Here is a 16,802-nt window from a genome sequence, read left to right as displayed (position 1 = left end):
AAAGCGTGTTGCTGGCTCCCGGCAGCTCCAATTCTAATATGAGAATGGTTTTCATTAATAAGTACGGGGCAGGTAGGACGCCGCACGCGGGGTGCGGGGCAGGCCTGGGACGGGAGAAATTGGAATCATGAGCAGCAAAGAATTGGTCGCTGGCCGGCGCGGTCCGGGGTCGCGCACGCAATTGGCGGCAGCCTTGTGCGCCGCGGGTTTCGGCATGGCGCAGCCTGCCTGGGCCCAAAGCGCGGACAACACCAAGACGCTGGACACCGTGGTGGTGACGGCCTCGGGGTATGAACAGGAGATCCAGGATGCGCCGGCGTCGATCAGCGTGATCACGCGGGAGGATCTGGACAAGAAGTTCTACCGCGATATCAATGATGCATTGGTCGATGTGCCGGGCGTGATCGTCACCGGCGGCGGCGACCGCCAGGACATCAGCCTGCGCGGCATGGGCCCCAAGTACACGTTGATCCTCATCGACGGCAAGCGCCAGAATTCGCGCGAGACCCGCACCAACTCGGATTCCACGGGTGTCGAAGGCGGTTGGACGCCGCCGCTTTCGGCTATCGAGCGCATCGAGGTGGTGCGCGGCCCCATGTCTTCGCTGTACGGCTCGGACGCCATGGGCGGGGTGATCAATATCATCACGCGCAAGGTGCCTGCCGAGTGGGGCGGCGAGATCCGCCTGGACACGACGATCCAGGAAAGCAACAAGTCCGGCGACATCTACCAGGGCAACTTCTACCTGGCCGGCCCGATCAAGACGGACCTGCTGGGCCTGCAGATTTATGGCCAGGCGACGCAGCGCGACGAAGACGACATCGTCGATGGTTTCCGCAAACGCAACTCGGAAAGCGTTACGGCCAAGCTGGCGCTGACGCCCAACCGCGACCACGACATCGTGCTGGAAGCGACCACCATGCGTCAGAAGCTGCACGAAACGCTGGGCAAGACTGTCGAGCCGCTGCCGCCCGGCCAGGCATGCGGACGCAACGGCTGCCCGGCCTCGTCCGATACCGACTACCGCAGCAACAAGTGGGCGCTGTCGCATACCGGTCGGTGGGGCTGGGGGGTGTCGGACAGCTATGTGCAGCAGGAGGAGTTCGACAACCGCTCGCGCCAGATGAAGATCAAGAACCTGGACTTGCAGACGAGCTGGACACTCCCCCTGGGTTCGCACATGCTGACCCTGGGCGGCAGTTACCTGAGCCAGCGCCTGAACGACCAGACTGGCAATCAGCTGGCCAACGGCCCCAGCAAGGTGGACCGCTATCAGTGGGCCCTGTTCGCCGAGGACGAATGGCGCCTGACAGAGAGCTTTGCCGTGACCACCGGCCTGCGCATGGACGAAGACGAGAACTTCGGCACGCACTTCAGCCCGCGCCTGTACGGCGTGTGGCACATGGCCGAACGCTGGACCCTGAAGGGCGGCGTGTCCACGGGGTTCCGCGCGCCAGACCTGCGCCAGACGGTGGCCGGCTGGGGCCAGGTCAGCCGCGGCGGCAACATGTACGGCAACCCGGACCTCACCCCGGAAAAGTCGGTGACCGAGGAAATCGGCATCCTGTATGACAACGGTGAAGGCTTCAACGCGGGCCTGACCGTCTTCAACAATGATTTCAAGGACAAGATCACACGGGTCGCGTGCCCGGCGACCCAGTGCACGGACGGCCCGAACCAGTTTGGCTCGGACCCGACCACGTACATGAACGTGGACAAGGCCAATTCGCGTGGCGTGGAAGCCAACTTGAAGCTGCCGCTGTCGCGCGACTGGTCCCTGACCAGCAGCTACACCTTCACCAAGTCGGAGCAGAAGTCCGGCCAATACAAGGGCCAGCCGCTGAACCAGCTGCCCAAGCACCTGTTCACCACCACCGTGAACTGGCAGGCCTCGGATGCGCTGCAGGCGTGGGCGCGCGTGAACTACCGCGGCAAGGAAAGCCAGCCCATCACCGGCCCGTCGTCCTCATCGGTGGTCGCGCCTTCCTATACCTTCGTGGACCTGGGGGGCTCGTACCAAGTGAACAAGACCGTGGCGGTGTACGCGGGCATCTACAACCTGTTCGACAAGCAGGTTACCTATGACGACTACGGCTATGTCGAGGACGGCCGCCGCTATTGGCTGGGCGTGGGCGTCAAGTTCTGAGTTTGAAAGGGCGCCTGGCGCCCGCAACATGAAGAGGTACGCATGAAGAAGCAAATGCAAGCAAGCCGCGCCCGGCGTTGGGCGGTCCAGGCCGGAGCCGCGCTTGTCCTGGGCGCGGCCACGGCGGTGTGTGCCGCGCAGACGACCGTGCCGGTGAAGCACGCGCGCGGTGAAACCGCCGTGCCGGCCAATCCGGCGAAGACGGTGGTGATGGACCTGGCCGTGCTGGACACGCTGCATGCGCTGGATGTGAACGTGGCGGGCGTGCCCACGGTGGCCAAGTTGCCGCCGCAACTGAGTCAGTACGCCGATCAGCGCTACCTGAAGGTGGGCACGATGTTCGAGCCCAACTACGAAGTGATCCATGCCGCCGCGCCGCAAGTCATCTTTGTCGCGGGCCGCTCCGCGCCCAAGTACGACGAACTGTCCAAGCTGGCGCCCACCGTGGACCTTACGGTGGACGCCAAGGACCTGGTCGGCAGCGTGACGCGCAACACGGAGACGCTGGCCGCCATTTATGGCAAGCAAGAGGTGGCCAAGACGAAGCTGGATGCGTTGCGTGCATCCATCGCGGACTTGAACGGCAAGGCGGCAAACGCAGGCACGGCGCTGATCGTGTTGACCACCGGCGGCAAGATGAGCGCCTACGGCCCGGGGTCGCGTTTTGGCGTGATCCATGATGCATTCGGCGTCAAGCCGGCGACGACGGGCTTGAGCGTGTCCAACCACGGCCAGGCGATCTCGTTCGAGTTCATCGCCCAGACCGACCCCGACTGGCTGTTCGTGATCGACCGCGACGCCGCCATCGGCCGGGAAGGCGTCTCGGCTCAACGCATGCTGGACAACGAGCTCGTGCGCCCGACCAAGGCTTGGAAGAACAAGCGCGTGGTCTACCTGAACGGCTACAACTGGTATCTGATGGGCAGCGCGGGCTTGACCGCCATGCAACAGAACGTCGACGAAATTGCGGGCGCGCTGGCGGCGGCCAAGTGAAGCCTGATGCGTGAGTGGCGGGAGTATCGCGGGTGACGTGGCGGCAGTCGGTAGGCGGTTGGGGCGGTTTGACGGCAGCGGTGGGCGTGCTGCTGGCTCTGTGCGCGGCCAGCGTCAGCCTGGGCGCGGGACAGCTCAGCCTGTCCGCGCTTTGGGGAGCGGGCGAGGATGCGGAGCGCGCCTGGCGCCTGCTCATGGTCAGTCGGATACCGCGCACGCTGGCGTTGCTGCTGGCCGGTATGTCCTTGGCGGTGGCGGGACTGATCATGCAGATGCTGGTCCGCAACCGTTATGTCGAGCCCACGACGGCGGGCACGGTGGAGTCCGCCACGCTGGGCATACTCGTCGTCACGCTGCTGGCGCCGGACACCCCCGTGATCGGCAAGATGCTGACGGCCACGGGCTTTGCGCTGGCGGGCACCTTGCTGTTCCTGGCGCTGCTCAAGCGCGTGCCGCTGCGCACTCCCTTCATCGTGCCCCTGATCGGCCTGATCCTGGGCGGCGTCATCCATGCCGCCACGACTTTCATCGCCTACCGCTACGACCTGCTGCAGTCGCTGCACGCCTGGACCACGGGCGATTTTTCCGGCGTGCTGCGCGGGCGCTATGAGCTGTTGTGGATAGGCTTTGGCCTGGCCTGCGCCGCCTATGCGGCGGCCGACCGCTACACGGTGGCGGGCATGGGCCGCGAGTTCGCTTCCAATCTGGGCCTGAACCACGCGCGGTTGACGCTGGTCGGACTGCTGATCGTGTCCGCGATCTCGGCGGTGGTCGTCGTGACGGCCGGCGGTATTCCGTTCCTGGGCCTGATCGTGCCTAACGCCGTCAGCCTGGTGTTGGGAGACAACATGCGCCGCTCCATTCCCTGGGTAGCGGTATTGGGAGGCGTATTCGTGCTGGCCTGCGACGTCATCGGCCGGCTGCTGATCCACCCCTACGAGATCCCCATAGGCACCGTGGTCGGCGTGTTGGGCAGCATCCTGTTCCTGTGGTTGTTGCGCACCCGGAGGAACCGGCTTGGCTGAATTCGCAATCTCCGCGCCGGTCACGGGCCGCGCGCCACAAGCCTGGCGCCTTTGGCTGCTGGGGGCCTTTGCGCTGGCATGCGCCATCGCGTTCATGACCTTGGGCGCCAACGGCCAATGGTCCTTCGTCATTCCGTTCCGCGGGGCCAAGCTGGCGGCGATGGTGCTGGTGGCCTATGCCGTCGCGGTGTCTTCGGTGCTGTTCCAGACGATCACGCACAACCGCATCCTGACACCCGCCATCATGGGCTTCGATGCCCTGTACCTGTTGATCCAGGCGGTGGTGGTATTCGGTTTCGGCCAGGCGGCCACGGCCGCCAGCCATCCCGTGGCCGCGTTCCTGCTGGAGGTCGGCGCCATGACGGCCTTCGCCTGCCTGCTGTTCCGCTGGTTGTTCTCGGACGCGGTGCGCAGCCTGCATCTGATGATGCTGGTGGGCATTATTTTCGGCCTGTTGTTCCGCAGCCTGTCCAACTTTGTGGTCCGGCTGATCGACCCCAACGAATTCCTGGTGCTGCAGGACCGCATGTTCGCCAGCTTCAATACGGTGCGCGTGGGGTTGCTGCCGATCGCGCTGGCCGCGGTCTGCGCCGCATCCCTGCTGGTGTGGCGCATGCGCCGCCGATACGACGTGCTGGCACTGGGTCGCGACATCGCCGTGAATCTGGGCGTGGACTATCGCCGCACACTCATGCTGACACTGGTAGCCATCGCGGTGCTGGTGTCGGTATCCACCGCGTTGGTCGGGCCGGTGACGTTCTTTGGCCTGCTGGTCAGCAACCTGGCCTATCAGGTCATGGGGTCCGACCGGCACCGCTACACCGTCGCGGCGGCCGTGCTGCTGAGCGTGATCTTCCTCGTCGGCGGCCAGACGCTGCTGGAGCGCGTGCTGGGCCTGAATACCACTGTCAGCGTGGTGATCGAATTCCTGGGCGGGCTGATGTTCCTCGTCCTGATCCTGCGCAGGGGGCGCCGATGATAGAGATTCAGCAAGTCAGCAAGCAGTACGGCGAGAGCGTGGTGGTCGACGATGTCAGCCTGTCGCTGCCCGCGGGCGGCGTTACGGCCATCATCGGTCCCAACGGCGCGGGAAAATCCACGCTGCTGTCCATGGTCAGCCGCCTGCTGCCCATGTCCACGGGCCGGGTGCTGGTCGAAGGGCTGGACGTAACCCGCGCGGATAGCCGCGAACTCGCGCGCCGCCTGGCCATCTTGCGCCAGGACAATCACCTGCCCTTACGCTTGACCGCAAGAGACCTGGTCGCGTTCGGCCGCTATCCGCATACGGGCGGCCGGCTGACGCTGGAGGACAAGGACCATATCGACCGCGCCATTGCTTATCTGAATCTGGAACCGCTGGCCGACCGCTACCTGGACGAAATGTCGGGTGGCCAGCGCCAGCGCGCCTTCGTGGCCATGGTGCTGTGTCAGGACACGCGTTACGTCCTGCTGGACGAGCCGTTGAACAGCCTTGATATGAAACACGCCGTCGCCATGATGGGCACCTTGCGTCGCGCGGCGGACGAATTGGGCAAGACGGTCGTGCTGGTACTGCACGACATCAATTTCGCGTCGACCTACGCGGATCGCATCGTAGCGATGCGGGCGGGACGCATCGCGCGCCAGGGAACTCCGGCGGAACTGGTTCGGCCGGAGGTTCTGAGCGAGCTCTACGAGCTGCCGATCGAGGTGCACGAAATAGGCGGCCGACGCATCTGCGTCTATTACCGCCAGCCTTAGCGGCCGAGGTCCGCCGCGTCTAGCGCAGCGGCGATTCCTGGGTGAGGCTGTCGACTTCCAGGTCCCCCAATGCATCCAGGAAGCGCCAGGCAAAGGATCCGGGCCCTTGCGCTGCCGCGCCGGCGCGCTGGCCCGCGATTGCGAAGCACGATAGGGCGGCTATTGCCGCCGCCCAAGGGTCATTCCTGGATACGGCCGCAAAGGCGCCAACCGTCGCGGTCAGCGCGCAGCCTGTGGCCGTGACGCGCGGCATCAGGGGGGACCCGCCAGCAATGCGGACGGCGCGCGTGCCGTCCGTGACGAAATCGGTTTCACCGGTAACGGCCACCACCGTGGCTTGGCGGACCGCTATGGCATGCGCCGATTCCTCCGCCTGCGCGACCGCGTCGCGCGCGTCCACGCCCATGCTTGCGCTCTGGCCTCCGGCCAGCGCGATGATCTCCGAGGCATTGCCCCGGATGATGGTGGGCCGCAGGTCCAGCAAGCGCCGGACGGCGTCTCGACGAAATGCGGTGGCGTGATGGGCCACCGGATCCAGCACCCAAGGAATGCCGGCCTCGTTGGCCGAGGCAGCGGTCAACAGCATGCTGTCCAGCCAGGGCGAGGAAAGGGTGCCGATGTTGATCACCACCGCGCCGCAGACGCGCGCGAACTCGGGTGCTTCCTCTTGGGCATGCACCATGGCGGGCGATGCGCCTACGGCCAGCAGCACGTTGGCCGCGGTGTTCATGGAAACGAAATTGGTCAGGCACTGCACCAGGGGCGCGTCGCGGCGCAGCGCTGCGTACAGGTCGCGCGAGACGAGCGCCTGGGCGGAAAGATCGGGGATGAATGGCATGCCTTGGGCCCTGTCGTGGGGATCCAGGGCGGGCGGAGGGCCGGAGGAGCGGCGGAGCCGGCGGACTGAGGCGCGGCGCGCAAGCGGTTCGGCACCCTCCCTACGCCAGCATTGCCTGGATCAGGTTCAACGGGTTGCCGCGCTGCGTGGGTGTTTGGCCCGCGCCAGCGGCGTCTCAGCCTCTTGTCGAAGCGCCCCGGGTGGATATGGCTATGTTCTGGGCGGGCATCGCGCTTGTCAAGCGCTGGCGTCCGACAGCATGGGTTGGGCGGGCAGGGCGCCGCGCAGGGATTCCAGCAGCACGCGCTTGTTTTCGCGGCTGCGGTAGGCGTGTTCGCGCATCAGGTTTTCGGCACGCACGGCTTCGCGGCGCGTAATGGCGCGCAGCAGGTCTTCGTGATCCGCTTGCGCGCGCAGTACGAACGGCGTTTCCAGCAGGGACGGGGTCGACGGCAGTGTCAGCGCGGCGGGGCCGGCCAAGGGGGTCTTGTTGTTATGTTCCAGCGCCGACAGCAGCGCGCGGTTGCCCGCGGCCTCGCACAGGATTTCGTGGAAGCGGCGGTTGATCTGCCCCCAGGCGCGGGCATCCACGGTGGTGTTGAGATCGCGGCGGGCGGGGGCCAGCAGGGCGCGTCCTTCCTCCACGGCCTCTGACAGACGGTCCAGTACCTCCTGTGAGGCGCCGCGCTCCGCCAGGAGGCGGGCCGCCATGCCCTCGAGCACACCACGCACGTCCACCGCATCGCCGATCTCGTCCACGGTGAAGGCCCGTACCCGGAATCCGCGCGAAGGCAGCCGCTCCAGCAGGCCTTCCTTTTCCAGTTCGGTCAGGGCAATGCGCAGCGGGGTGCGCGAGACGCCCAAACGTGCCGAAAACTGCAATTCGACCACGCGTTCCCCGGGCTGCAGCACGCCCGAAAGCACCATGTCGCGGAGTTCCGAAATGACTTTATCGATTTGTGCGGCCATAGCGAGATGCGGGCTCGTTCCAGTCTGTTGGGGCTTTCAGTGTACCGTCAAAATTGCATGCAATAGGGCATAAGAAAATCCATTTGTCCTTGCGATTTATCAAAATTGCATGCAATAATTCGGAAAAACGGCGGTTCTAGTACGAATAAGGCTAGAAATGCATGCAAAGAAATCCATCAATGCATGCGATTTCCGCAAGAGGCACAGGAGACTACATGAAGCTCATCAGCTTCGTTCAGGCAGGCCGCAACGCCTGGGGCATGTTGCGCGGTACGGAAGTCGTGGTGCTGACGCAGGTTTGGCCCGACATGGTCGCGGCGCTGGAGGCGGGCGTGGATCAGATCGCGCGGGCCGCCGAGACAGAGGGCCAACCCTGTCTGTCCGTGGCCGGGCTGCGTTTGCTGCCCCCGGTGGTGGCGCCGCGCAAGATTCTCTGCGTGGGACTGAACTATGGTCGCCACGTCGCGGAGGCTGGCCGCGAACTGCCGGCGCACCCTTCGTTGTTCGCGCGCTTTGCGGACAGCTTCGTGGGGCACGGGGCGGCGGTCTGGAAGCCGCGCGCGTCCGACCGGTTCGACTACGAAGCCGAGCTGGCCGTCGTGATAGGCCGGGGCGGCCGCCATATCCCGGCTGAAAATGCGCTGGCGCATGTCGCGGGATACACCTGCATGGCCGAGAACTCCGTGCGCGACTTCCAGAAGCACAACGCGCAGGTGACGCCTGGCAAGAACTTCGAGCGCAGCGGCGCGCTGGGTCCCTGTCTGGTGACTGCCGACGAGATCGGCGATCCATCAGGGCTGGAGGTCATTTCCCGGCTCAATGGCGAGGTCATGCAGCACGGCCAGGTATCCGACCTGATCTTCCCCATTCCCGAGCTGATTGCGTACATCAGCAGCTTCACGCGGCTGTCGCCCGGTGACGTGATCGCCACGGGGACGCCCGAAGGCGTCGGCTCCAGCCGCAAGCCGCCGCGCTTCATGCGCGTGGGCGACACGCTGGAGGTCGAGATCCCCGGCATCGGGTCATTGATCAATACGGTGGAGCAAGAGCCTGCCATCGACGAACTAGGAGACGCGCATGACTGATGCGCTGCGGTACCTGACGGAACGGGACGTGGTCTCGGTGCTGGACATCCCCAAGGCGATCGATGCCTTGCACGCAATGCTGGTTGCGCAAGGGCGCGAGCAGGCGCGCAACCTGCCCAAGGCGTTGGCGACCTGGGGCGACGGCAGTTCGATGCATGCATTGGGTTCTGTGCAGACAGGCGCCGGGGGCTATGCCGGCTTCAAGACCTGGGTACACACCAAAAGCGGTGGCGGTTCGCTGTTCAGCCTGTTCGACGCAGAGACCGGGTTCTTGCGCGCGGTGATCGAGGCGCGTGCCCTGGGCATGCTGCGCACGGCCGCGATCAGTGGGGTGGCCACGCGCGCGCTGGCGCCGGCCGACGCAGCGTGCGCCGCGCTGATCGGCACCGGACCGCAGGCGGTCACCCAACTGGCTGCGCTTGCCGCCGTGCGCAAGTTGCGCCGGGTCCGCATCTACAGCCCCACGCCGGAAAAGCGCCGCGCCTTTGTTGCGAGCATGCAAGGCAAGTACGCATTCGATGTCGAGGAAGCGTCCAGCCTGGAACACGCGTTGGCCGGGGCGGAAATCGTTACCTTGATCACGCGCGCCGTTGAGCCCTTCGTGGATGCGGCCATGCTGGCCGACTGCAAGCACCTGAACGCCGTTGGCGCCATCCTGCCGGCCAAGGCCGAATTCGCGCAAGACGTGTTCGAACGCGCCGACCGCGTGGTCGTGGACGACATGGAGAACGCGCGCCGCGCGTCGCGGGAACTGCGTGAACGCTTTGGCGCCGAGGGCGCGCCGTGGCAGGACGTGGCGGTGCTGAGCGACTTGCTCGCCGCGGGCGAGAGCCGTCCGCAAGATGCGCGGCTGACGATTTTCAAGGGCATGGGCATGGGGCTGTCCGACCTGGCGATGGCGCGAGTGGTGTACGAGCACGCCCGCGACCATGGCTTGGGCGTGGCCTTGCCGCCCCAGACCCGCGAGAACCTGCTGTTGGCGCAGCCCTGAACCGAATTCGCACAACCAGACAGCCGGCGCCGAGCGCCGGCCGCAAGAGGAGACCACATGTTCGTCGATGTCAGCGGCGCCAGTCCGCGGGAACAAAACAAATGGCAGTCGATCGTCATCCCCAAAGAGGATATCGATCTTGAGATCGCGCGTCTGGCGGATGCGCCCCGACCGGACAACGGCCGTCGCGCATCGCTCATCGTGCACCCCGAGGCGACGGCGCCCGGCCTGGGCCTGGCACCGGGAACGGATGTCACCATCAACGTGGTCAACCCGGGCGAAAGCACCTTCAATCTGCGCAAGAACTCGAACATGCTGGAGATCTGTGTCAGCGGCGAGGGCGTGGCCACGGTGGGCGGACGCGACATCCGGGTAGGGCACTGGGACGTGTGGAACACGCCGGCGATGCAGGTGCATTCCTACCGCAACGAAGGCAAGACGCCGTGGGTCCGCCTGTCGTACTCCAACGCGCCGCTCCTGGAAAAGCTGGAGATCCATTACGTAGAGGAGTTCGAGGGCAGCGTGCCGCCGGCGGACGCCAATACCAAGCCGGTGCCGCCACGCGCGCCCGACGCTGCCCGTTCGCGCGACCTGGCGCTGCGCGAGCAGATCACCCCCGAGGGGGCGTGGCTGTTGGGTTACGAGTGGCTGATCGACATCGACGTGCTGGAATCCAAGGCCCTGCACTGGCCCTGGGCCGCGGTGTCGCGGCAGCTGCCCAGCGTCGAGGACATTGCGCGCGGCTACAACGGCCGTCGCCTTTTCGTGCTGTACAACCCGGCGACCGAACGCCGCATCGGCACCACGCACAGCTTTTTCGCCACGATTTCGTCCTCGCCGCCGGATAACCATCACGTGCCGCATCGCCACAGCTCGTCGGCCATCAATTACTACCTGCGTGGCAATGGGTACAGCAAGGTCAACGGCACGAGGCTCGACTGGAAGGCGGGCGACCTGATTCTGTCGGCGCCGGGTTGGGCCATGCACTCGCATCACTCCGGCACGGAAACCACCTCCGCGCTGACCGTGCAGGACCATCCGCTGCAAATCGCCATGGAGTCGCTGATCTGGCAGGAGCGCATGCAGGAACCCATCCTGGCGCTGGGCAGCCAGAGCGGCTTCGAAAGCAACCGCGCGCAACTCGCCGCGGCCCGCTAGGACGCGATTCCCTAGAACCGATATCTGGATCCGCAATGACCATGACCGAGATTTCCGACACCCCGGCGCTGCGTGCGCGCCTGCGGGATTTCTACGACGACTACGCCTACTGCCTGGACGAAGACCGCCTGGAAGACTGGCCGGGCTTTTTCACGGAAGACTGCCATTACCGGGTGCTGTCGCGCGAGAACCATGACGCCGGCCTGCCGCTGGGGCTGATCTACTGCATGAACAAGAACATGCTGCGCGATCGCGTCACCGCCTTGCGCGAAACCACGATGTTCGAGCCGCGTTCGTTGCGCCACTTCATCAGCGGCGTGCGCGTCCTGGAGGTGCAGGGAGACCACATCGTCGCCCAGGCCAACTTCGCCGTGATGGAGTCGCTGTCCGACCGGGAACCCACCTTGAACATGGTCGGCCGCTATCTGGACGTGCTGCGCGCGACGCCCGAAGGCCTGGCATTCAGCCGCCGCGACTGCGTGTACGACAACTACCGCGTTCGCACCTCGCTCATCGTCCCCATCTGAATCCGCCTCGAGGATAACTATCATGACCTGTTCCGACTCTGCCGTGCCGGACGCGCCCGCGGCGGCTCCCATCCATATCGAGCGCCGCTGGCCCAAGGAAGGCTATACGCGCATTCCCAACTGGGTCTACACGGATCCGGCCATCTTCCAAAAGGAAATGGACGTGTTCTTCGGCGGTAAGACCTGGAACTACGTAGGCCTGGAGTGCGAAGTGCCTGAAGTCGGTTGCTACAAGCGCAACTGGATCGGCAACCGCCCCGTGGTCATGGTGCGCAACGCGGAAGGCGAGATCAACGTGCTGGAGAACCGCTGCGCGCACCGCGGCGCGCAGATCTGCTGGCAGAACACCGGCAAGGTGGAGGATTTCACCTGCCCCTACCACCAGTGGAACTACGACCTGAATGGCAATCTGCAAGGCGTGCCATTTCGGCGCGGCGCGATGGGCAAGGGCGGCATGCCGCGAGACTTCGACCCCAAGCAGAACGGCATCCGCAAGCTGCGCAGCGTGAACCGGGGCGGTTCGATCTGGGCCACCTTTGCCGAGGACGCACCCAGCTTCGAGGACTATTGCGGCCCGGAAGTGCTGGCCGAGATCGACCATATGCTGCCGGGCAAGCCGCTCAAGCTGCTGGGCTACAGCCGCCAGTTGATTCCCAGCAACTGGAAAATGTACCTGGAGAACCTGAAGGACCCGTACCACGCCACGCTGCTGCACACCTTCTACATCACCTTCGGCCTGTGGCGCGCGGATTCCAAGTCCGAGTGCATCCCCACGGGCGGCGGCGCGCACAGCGTGATGGTGTCGCACAACGAGGGCAAGAAAAAGACCGAGGCCACCACGGAAATGAGCCGTTTCCGCGATGACCTGGAACTGCTGGACCTGGAAACCGTGACCCCGCGCGCCGAGTTCAACCGCGGCCGGGTGGGCGGCGCCTGGGTTTTCCCGGCCGCGCAGTTCGGCATCCAGGCCAATTCGCTCAAGACCCGCCACGTCATTCCGCGCAGTCCCACCGAGCATGAGCTGGTGTTCACCTATTACGGCTACGAGGATGACGATGAGGAAATGACCCGTCTGCGCCTGAAGCACGCCAACCTGCTGGGTCCGGCCGGCTTCGTGTCGATGGACGACAGCGAAATGCTGAACCAGGTCCAGATCGGCGTCACCGGCTATCCGGAAGAGCGCGGCATCATCGAGATGGGTGGTCGGGATACCGAGCCCGCCGATTACATGGTGACCGAGGTGTTGATCCGCTCCTTCTATGACTATTACCGCAAGGCGATGGGGTTGTAAGCATGGATACCTGGAAACCTGTTGCGATGGTGTCGGATATTTCCGCCGACACCGGCACCCTGCGCGTGGTGCATGAAGGCGAAGGCGTTTGCCTTTACAACCTGCAGGGCGATATCTGTGCTACCCAGGATCGCTGTCCGCATGGCAACGCCAGCCTGGCCGACGGTTACCTGGAGGATGGCACCATCGAGTGCCCGCTCCACCAGGGTGTCTTCGACATCCGCACGGGCAAGCCGCAATGCCCGCCGGTCACGACCGACCTGCGCCGCTACGAGGTGCGGGTGGAAGCGGGCACTGTCTACCTCAAGGCGGAAGCCGCATGAGCCGGCCGGCCCTCCCCATGGGCGAGCTCCGCGATGCGCAGCATGAAAGCGGCGCGGCGAAGGCCGGCGCCATTGTCGTGGTCGGTGCAGGCCAGGCGGGTGGCTGGGCTGCGACGACCTTGCGCGAACGTGGTTATGAAGGTCGCATCGTGCTGCTGGGCGACGAACCGCACGCGCCTTACGAACGCCCGCCCCTGAGCAAGGCGGTGCTGGGCGGCCAGGCCGTGGCGGAAAGTACCGAGCTTTTTTCGGCCGAGCGGCTGGCGTCGCTGCGCATCGAGTTCCAACCTGGCGTGGCGGCGGCGCGGCTGCGCGTGGCCGACAAGCAGGTGGATACCTCGCATGGCGGCGTCGTTCCCTATGACAAGCTGATCCTGTGCACGGGGGGCAGGCCGATCGTGCCCGCGTTGCCGGGCGTCGGCACGCCCGGCGTGCATGTGCTGCGTACCCGTGGCGATGCGCTGCGCTTGCGCGCCACTCTGGGGCCGGGCCGGCGTCTGGTCGTGGTGGGCGGCGGCTGGATCGGACTGGAGGTGGCGGCGACGGCGCGCCAGTCGGGCAGTGCGGTGACGGTGCTGGAGCAAGGGCCGCGCTTGTGCGCGCGCAGCGTGCAACCAGGCGTGTCGGCGCATCTGGCCGCGCTGCATGCGGCGCACGGCGTGGATGTGCGGCTGAATACCGGATTGCGCGCGGTGCTGGCACAGGCGGACGGCCGTCCGGTGGCGGAACTGGCCGATGGCACGCGCTTGGACGCAGATGCGATTGTCTTGGGCGTGGGCCTGCAGGCCAATGACGAACTGGCGCGCGAGGCTGGCATCGCTTGCGAGCGCGGTGTGCTGGTCGATGCGTATTGCCGGGCATCCGTGCCGGACGTGTACGCCGCGGGCGACGTAGCGGTGCTGGCGACCGAGGGCGGGCATGCGCGGATGGAGTCCTGGCAGAACGCGCAGGACCAGGGCATGGCCGCAGCCTTGTCTGCATTGGGGCAGGGCGAGCCTTATGCACCGACCGGCGCCGTCTGGTCGGAACAGTATGACGCCATGGTGCAGATCGTGGGCTTCTCGGCCTTGGCGTGCAGCGAAGTACTGCGGCCCCAGGCCGGAAGCCGCGGTTTGCTGTCGGTCGCGTTGGACGCCAGCGGTCGTGTCGTGGCTGGCGTGGCGGTGGACGCGGCGCGGGATTTCCGCCAGCTGCGTAAGTGGATCGCGCAGCGCGCGGCCCTGGACCCGGCGTTGTTGCAGCGGCCGGACGTGCCGCTGGCCAACGCGCAGATCGGATGAGGACCCAAATGGAAAACCCGGTTTTGCTCATGCAGGCCAAGGTGGCCTGTGAAGCGGTGGTGCTGGAATTCTTTCACGCGCTGGATACGCGGCGCCACGAGGCTGCCGCCGCGTTGATGGCCGAGGACGGCGTCTGGCAGCGCCAAGGGCGCCGGCTCGCGGGCCGGGCGGAAATACTGGAAGCTTTAAATGCCCGCGCCGCCGAACGCAGCACCTGCCACATCATCACCAACCTGCGCATGATCGATCTGGCCGGTGCGCGCGCCACGGTCGGCTACTTCCTGACCGCCTATGAAAGCGTGCCGCAGGAACATGGCGGCGCGCCGCGCCTGGTGTCCATCCGCGAATGCCAGGACGTGCTGGCGGAGACGGACAGCGGATGGCGCCTGGCCGACAAGCGCAGCCGCCGCCACCTTCCGCCCGAACCGATTTAACCCAACGCGCCCGAATCATTCAAAAAGCAGCGGGCGCGTCCCTAGCATTCCTCAGGAGACAAACAGTGAAACCCTCAAGAATCTTGCATTGCATGCTGGCGGCCGCCTGTGCGGCCGTCGTGTCTGGCGCCCAGGCGCAGCAGCCCGATTGGCCTGCCCATCCGATCACGCTGGTGGTGCCGTTCGCCGCCGGCGGCGGGGGCGACACGCTGGCGCGCCTGGTCGCAGAGCCGCTGTCGCGCGAACTGGGGCAGTCCATCATTGTCGAGAACCGTCCAGGCGCGGGCGGCAACATCGGCACCTCGATCGCGGCGCGCGCCAAGCCCGACGGGTACACGCTGTCTTACGGCACCAACGGCACGCAGGCCACCAACCACTGGCTATACAAGTCGCCGGGCTATGCGCCATCCGATTTCGAGCCGATCTCGCGCTTTACCGTCATCGCGGCAGCGCTGGTCGTCAATGCCTCGGACGAGCGCTTCAAGACCTTGGCGCAACTGCTGGCCTACGCCAAGGCCAATCCGGGCGAACTGACCTGCGGGTCCGCCGGCAATGGCACGTCCTCGCACCTGGCCTGTGAACTGTTGAACCAGATGGCGGGTACGAAGGTAATGCACATCCCCTACAAGGGCGGCGGCGCGGCCATGACCGATCTGCTGGGCGGACGCATTTCGTTCATGATCGACGTGATGCCCAACGTGTCCGGGCAGATTGCTGCGGGCAAGCTGCGGGCCCTGGGCGTGACGACGCCGGAGCGCGTGGCGTCCAATCCGGACATACCCACGATCAGCGAAGCGGGCGTGAAGGGGTATGAATTCTTCGCCTGGGACGGCTTGTATGCGCCCAAGGGCACGCCGGTCGCGGTGCTGGACAAGCTGAATGCCGCCGTCAACCGCGCGCTGCAGCAGCCCGAGGTACGCAAGATGCTGGAGTCGCGCGGCGCCATCCCTTCGCCCACGACGCGTCAGTCGCTGGCGGAATTTGGCGCGGAAGAGTACGCGCGCCTGGGCAAGGTGGTGAAGGTGGCTGGCGCGTCGATCGATTGAGTGGTTGAGGCCTTTGCGGACAGGACCGGCGGCAAGTGCCGCCGGCCTTTCTTTTAGCGGAGCACGCGAGCCGCTACCAGGCCATGCGCAAGCGCCCCAGCGCAGGCAAGGCCCCGACCGTCGCCGCGAGGCCGCCCGGAGGCGGCGCGGCTTCGTTGTCCGCCACGCGCCCGTCCGGATCGAGGAAGTCGCTGAGTACGTCGTCGCGCAGCCGTATGAAGCGGGGATCGCTGCGGTTGCGGGGATGGGGCAGGTCTACGTCGACGATGCGGCGGATGCGGCCCGGGCGAGGCTGCATCACCACCACGCGGTCACCCAGGAAGACGGCTTCCTCCACGTCGTGAGTGACCAGCACCATGGTGATCTGTTCTTGCTGCCAGATGCGTTGCAACTCGTTCTGCAAGCGCGAACGCGTCAATGCGTCCAGGGCACCAAGGGGCTCGTCCAGTAGCAGCACGCGCGGACGATTGACCAGGCCGCGCGCGATCGCCACGCGCTGCGCCATGCCGCCCGAAATCTGGTGGGGGTAGGATTTCTCGAATCCCTGCAAACCGACCAAGGCAATGTGTGCGGCCACCAACTCCCGCTTTTCCGCTTTTGACAGGGGCGCGTTGCGCAGCGCGGTGGCGATATTGCGCTCCACGTTGAGCCAGGGAAACAGACGATGGTCCTGGAATACGATGCCACGGTCCAGGCCCGCGCCGCGCACCGGTTTGCCGTCCAGGAGAATCTGGCCGGCGTAGTCGTCGTCCAGCCCCAGTATCAGGCGCAGCAGCGTGGACTTTCCACAGCCGCTGGCTCCCACGATGCTGACGAATTGCCCGGGGGGCACGTCGAGATTGATGTCCTGCAGGACGTGCAGCGCCTGCGCGCTTCCGTCGGGGCCGGCGTAGCGCTTTTCCACGCCGCGTATGTTCAATTCCTTGCCGAAAGTACCAGTCATTCCTTGCTTTCTC

At 65.7% G+C, this 16,802-nt stretch carries 17 protein-coding genes and 1 riboswitch; of the genes, 14 read left to right on the top strand and 3 right to left on the bottom strand.

What is annotated here, in order from left to right:
• Positions 1 to 127 precede the first annotated feature (127 nt).
• The 5 genes from CEY08_RS18355 to CEY08_RS18335 are packed head-to-tail and all read left to right on the top strand — an operon-like array spanning position 128 to position 5,904.
• The gene (locus CEY08_RS18355) at positions 128 to 2,146 is read left to right on the top strand and encodes a ligand-gated channel protein (RefSeq protein ID WP_063959932.1); all 2,019 of its coding nucleotides are present in this window, start codon (positions 128 to 130) and stop codon (positions 2,144 to 2,146) included.
• A 42-nt stretch (positions 2,147 to 2,188) separates the two neighbouring features.
• Entirely contained in the window at positions 2,189 to 3,139 is a 951-nt protein-coding gene (locus CEY08_RS18350; protein ID WP_076814238.1) for a siderophore ABC transporter substrate-binding protein, read from the top strand.
• Between the two features lie 32 nt (positions 3,140 to 3,171).
• Entirely contained in the window at positions 3,172 to 4,164 is a 993-nt protein-coding gene (locus CEY08_RS18345; RefSeq protein ID WP_088607745.1) for an ABC transporter permease, read from the top strand.
• Entirely contained in the window at positions 4,157 to 5,143 is a 987-nt protein-coding gene (locus CEY08_RS18340; RefSeq protein ID WP_170946335.1) for an iron chelate uptake ABC transporter family permease subunit, read from the top strand. The genes CEY08_RS18345 and CEY08_RS18340 overlap by 8 nt, the downstream gene beginning before the upstream one ends.
• The gene (locus CEY08_RS18335) at positions 5,140 to 5,904 is read left to right on the top strand and encodes an iron ABC transporter ATP-binding protein (RefSeq protein WP_042794045.1); all 765 of its coding nucleotides are present in this window, start codon (positions 5,140 to 5,142) and stop codon (positions 5,902 to 5,904) included. Before CEY08_RS18340 ends, CEY08_RS18335 begins: the two co-directional genes overlap by 4 nt.
• Before the next feature lie 19 nt (positions 5,905 to 5,923).
• On the opposite strand, the gene thiM is transcribed toward CEY08_RS18335, so the two are convergent.
• Both thiM and CEY08_RS18325 read right to left on the bottom strand, forming a co-directional pair.
• Positions 5,924 to 6,742, bottom strand: coding sequence for a hydroxyethylthiazole kinase (gene thiM, locus CEY08_RS18330; RefSeq protein ID WP_076814234.1), 819 nt, complete (start codon positions 6,740 to 6,742; stop codon positions 5,924 to 5,926).
• A gap of 79 nt (positions 6,743 to 6,821) precedes the next feature.
• Positions 6,822 to 6,951: riboswitch (TPP riboswitch) on the bottom strand.
• Positions 6,952 to 6,979: 28 nt separating this feature from the next.
• Positions 6,980 to 7,711 carry a GntR family transcriptional regulator gene (locus tag CEY08_RS18325; protein WP_042794043.1) on the bottom strand — a complete coding sequence of 244 codons (732 nt, stop codon included), beginning with the start codon at positions 7,709 to 7,711 and terminating at the stop codon, positions 6,980 to 6,982.
• A 215-nt stretch (positions 7,712 to 7,926) separates the two neighbouring features.
• On the opposite strand from CEY08_RS18325, the gene CEY08_RS18320 reads away from it, so the two are divergent.
• The 9 genes from CEY08_RS18320 (at position 7,927) to CEY08_RS18280 (ending at position 15,846) form a co-directional block, all read left to right on the top strand.
• Positions 7,927 to 8,796: a fumarylacetoacetate hydrolase family protein gene (locus CEY08_RS18320; protein WP_076814231.1), complete on the top strand. Its 870-nt coding sequence runs from the start codon at positions 7,927 to 7,929 to the stop codon at positions 8,794 to 8,796.
• Positions 8,789 to 9,787, top strand: coding sequence for an ornithine cyclodeaminase family protein (locus CEY08_RS18315; protein ID WP_076814229.1), 999 nt, complete (start codon positions 8,789 to 8,791; stop codon positions 9,785 to 9,787). The genes CEY08_RS18320 and CEY08_RS18315 overlap by 8 nt, the downstream gene beginning before the upstream one ends.
• 57 nt (positions 9,788 to 9,844) lie before the next feature.
• Positions 9,845 to 10,945 carry a cupin domain-containing protein gene (locus tag CEY08_RS18310; RefSeq protein WP_076814226.1) on the top strand — a complete coding sequence of 367 codons (1,101 nt, stop codon included), beginning with the start codon at positions 9,845 to 9,847 and terminating at the stop codon, positions 10,943 to 10,945.
• A 35-nt stretch (positions 10,946 to 10,980) separates the two neighbouring features.
• Complete coding sequence (locus tag CEY08_RS18305; protein WP_042794040.1) at positions 10,981 to 11,472, top strand: aromatic-ring-hydroxylating dioxygenase subunit beta; 492 nt, start codon at positions 10,981 to 10,983, stop codon at positions 11,470 to 11,472.
• Between the two features lie 22 nt (positions 11,473 to 11,494).
• Entirely contained in the window at positions 11,495 to 12,763 is a 1,269-nt protein-coding gene (locus CEY08_RS18300) for an aromatic ring-hydroxylating dioxygenase subunit alpha (protein WP_076814224.1), read from the top strand.
• Positions 12,764 to 12,765: 2 nt separating this feature from the next.
• Complete coding sequence (locus CEY08_RS18295) at positions 12,766 to 13,086, top strand: non-heme iron oxygenase ferredoxin subunit (protein WP_042794038.1); 321 nt, start codon at positions 12,766 to 12,768, stop codon at positions 13,084 to 13,086.
• A gap of 17 nt (positions 13,087 to 13,103) precedes the next feature.
• Positions 13,104 to 14,366 carry an NAD(P)/FAD-dependent oxidoreductase gene (locus tag CEY08_RS18290; RefSeq protein WP_076814222.1) on the top strand — a complete coding sequence of 421 codons (1,263 nt, stop codon included), beginning with the start codon at positions 13,104 to 13,106 and terminating at the stop codon, positions 14,364 to 14,366.
• Positions 14,367 to 14,374: 8 nt separating this feature from the next.
• The gene (locus CEY08_RS18285; RefSeq protein ID WP_076814220.1) at positions 14,375 to 14,800 is read left to right on the top strand and encodes an SgcJ/EcaC family oxidoreductase; all 426 of its coding nucleotides are present in this window, start codon (positions 14,375 to 14,377) and stop codon (positions 14,798 to 14,800) included.
• Between the two features lie 92 nt (positions 14,801 to 14,892).
• On the top strand, positions 14,893 to 15,846 hold the full coding sequence (locus CEY08_RS18280; protein ID WP_063642453.1) for a Bug family tripartite tricarboxylate transporter substrate binding protein: 954 nt from the start codon (positions 14,893 to 14,895) through the stop codon (positions 15,844 to 15,846).
• A gap of 73 nt (positions 15,847 to 15,919) precedes the next feature.
• On the opposite strand, the gene CEY08_RS18275 is transcribed toward CEY08_RS18280, so the two are convergent.
• Positions 15,920 to 16,789: an ABC transporter ATP-binding protein gene (locus CEY08_RS18275; RefSeq protein ID WP_076814217.1), complete on the bottom strand. Its 870-nt coding sequence runs from the start codon at positions 16,787 to 16,789 to the stop codon at positions 15,920 to 15,922.
• Positions 16,790 to 16,802: the final 13 nt, after the last annotated feature.

Origin of the sequence: Achromobacter insolitus, from assembly GCF_002209555.1 — a bacterium.
GTDB lineage: Bacteria > Pseudomonadota > Gammaproteobacteria > Burkholderiales > Burkholderiaceae_B > Achromobacter > Achromobacter insolitus.
The sequence above is the reverse complement of the archived record's forward strand: the minus strand, read 5'-3'. Positions and strand labels throughout refer to the sequence as shown.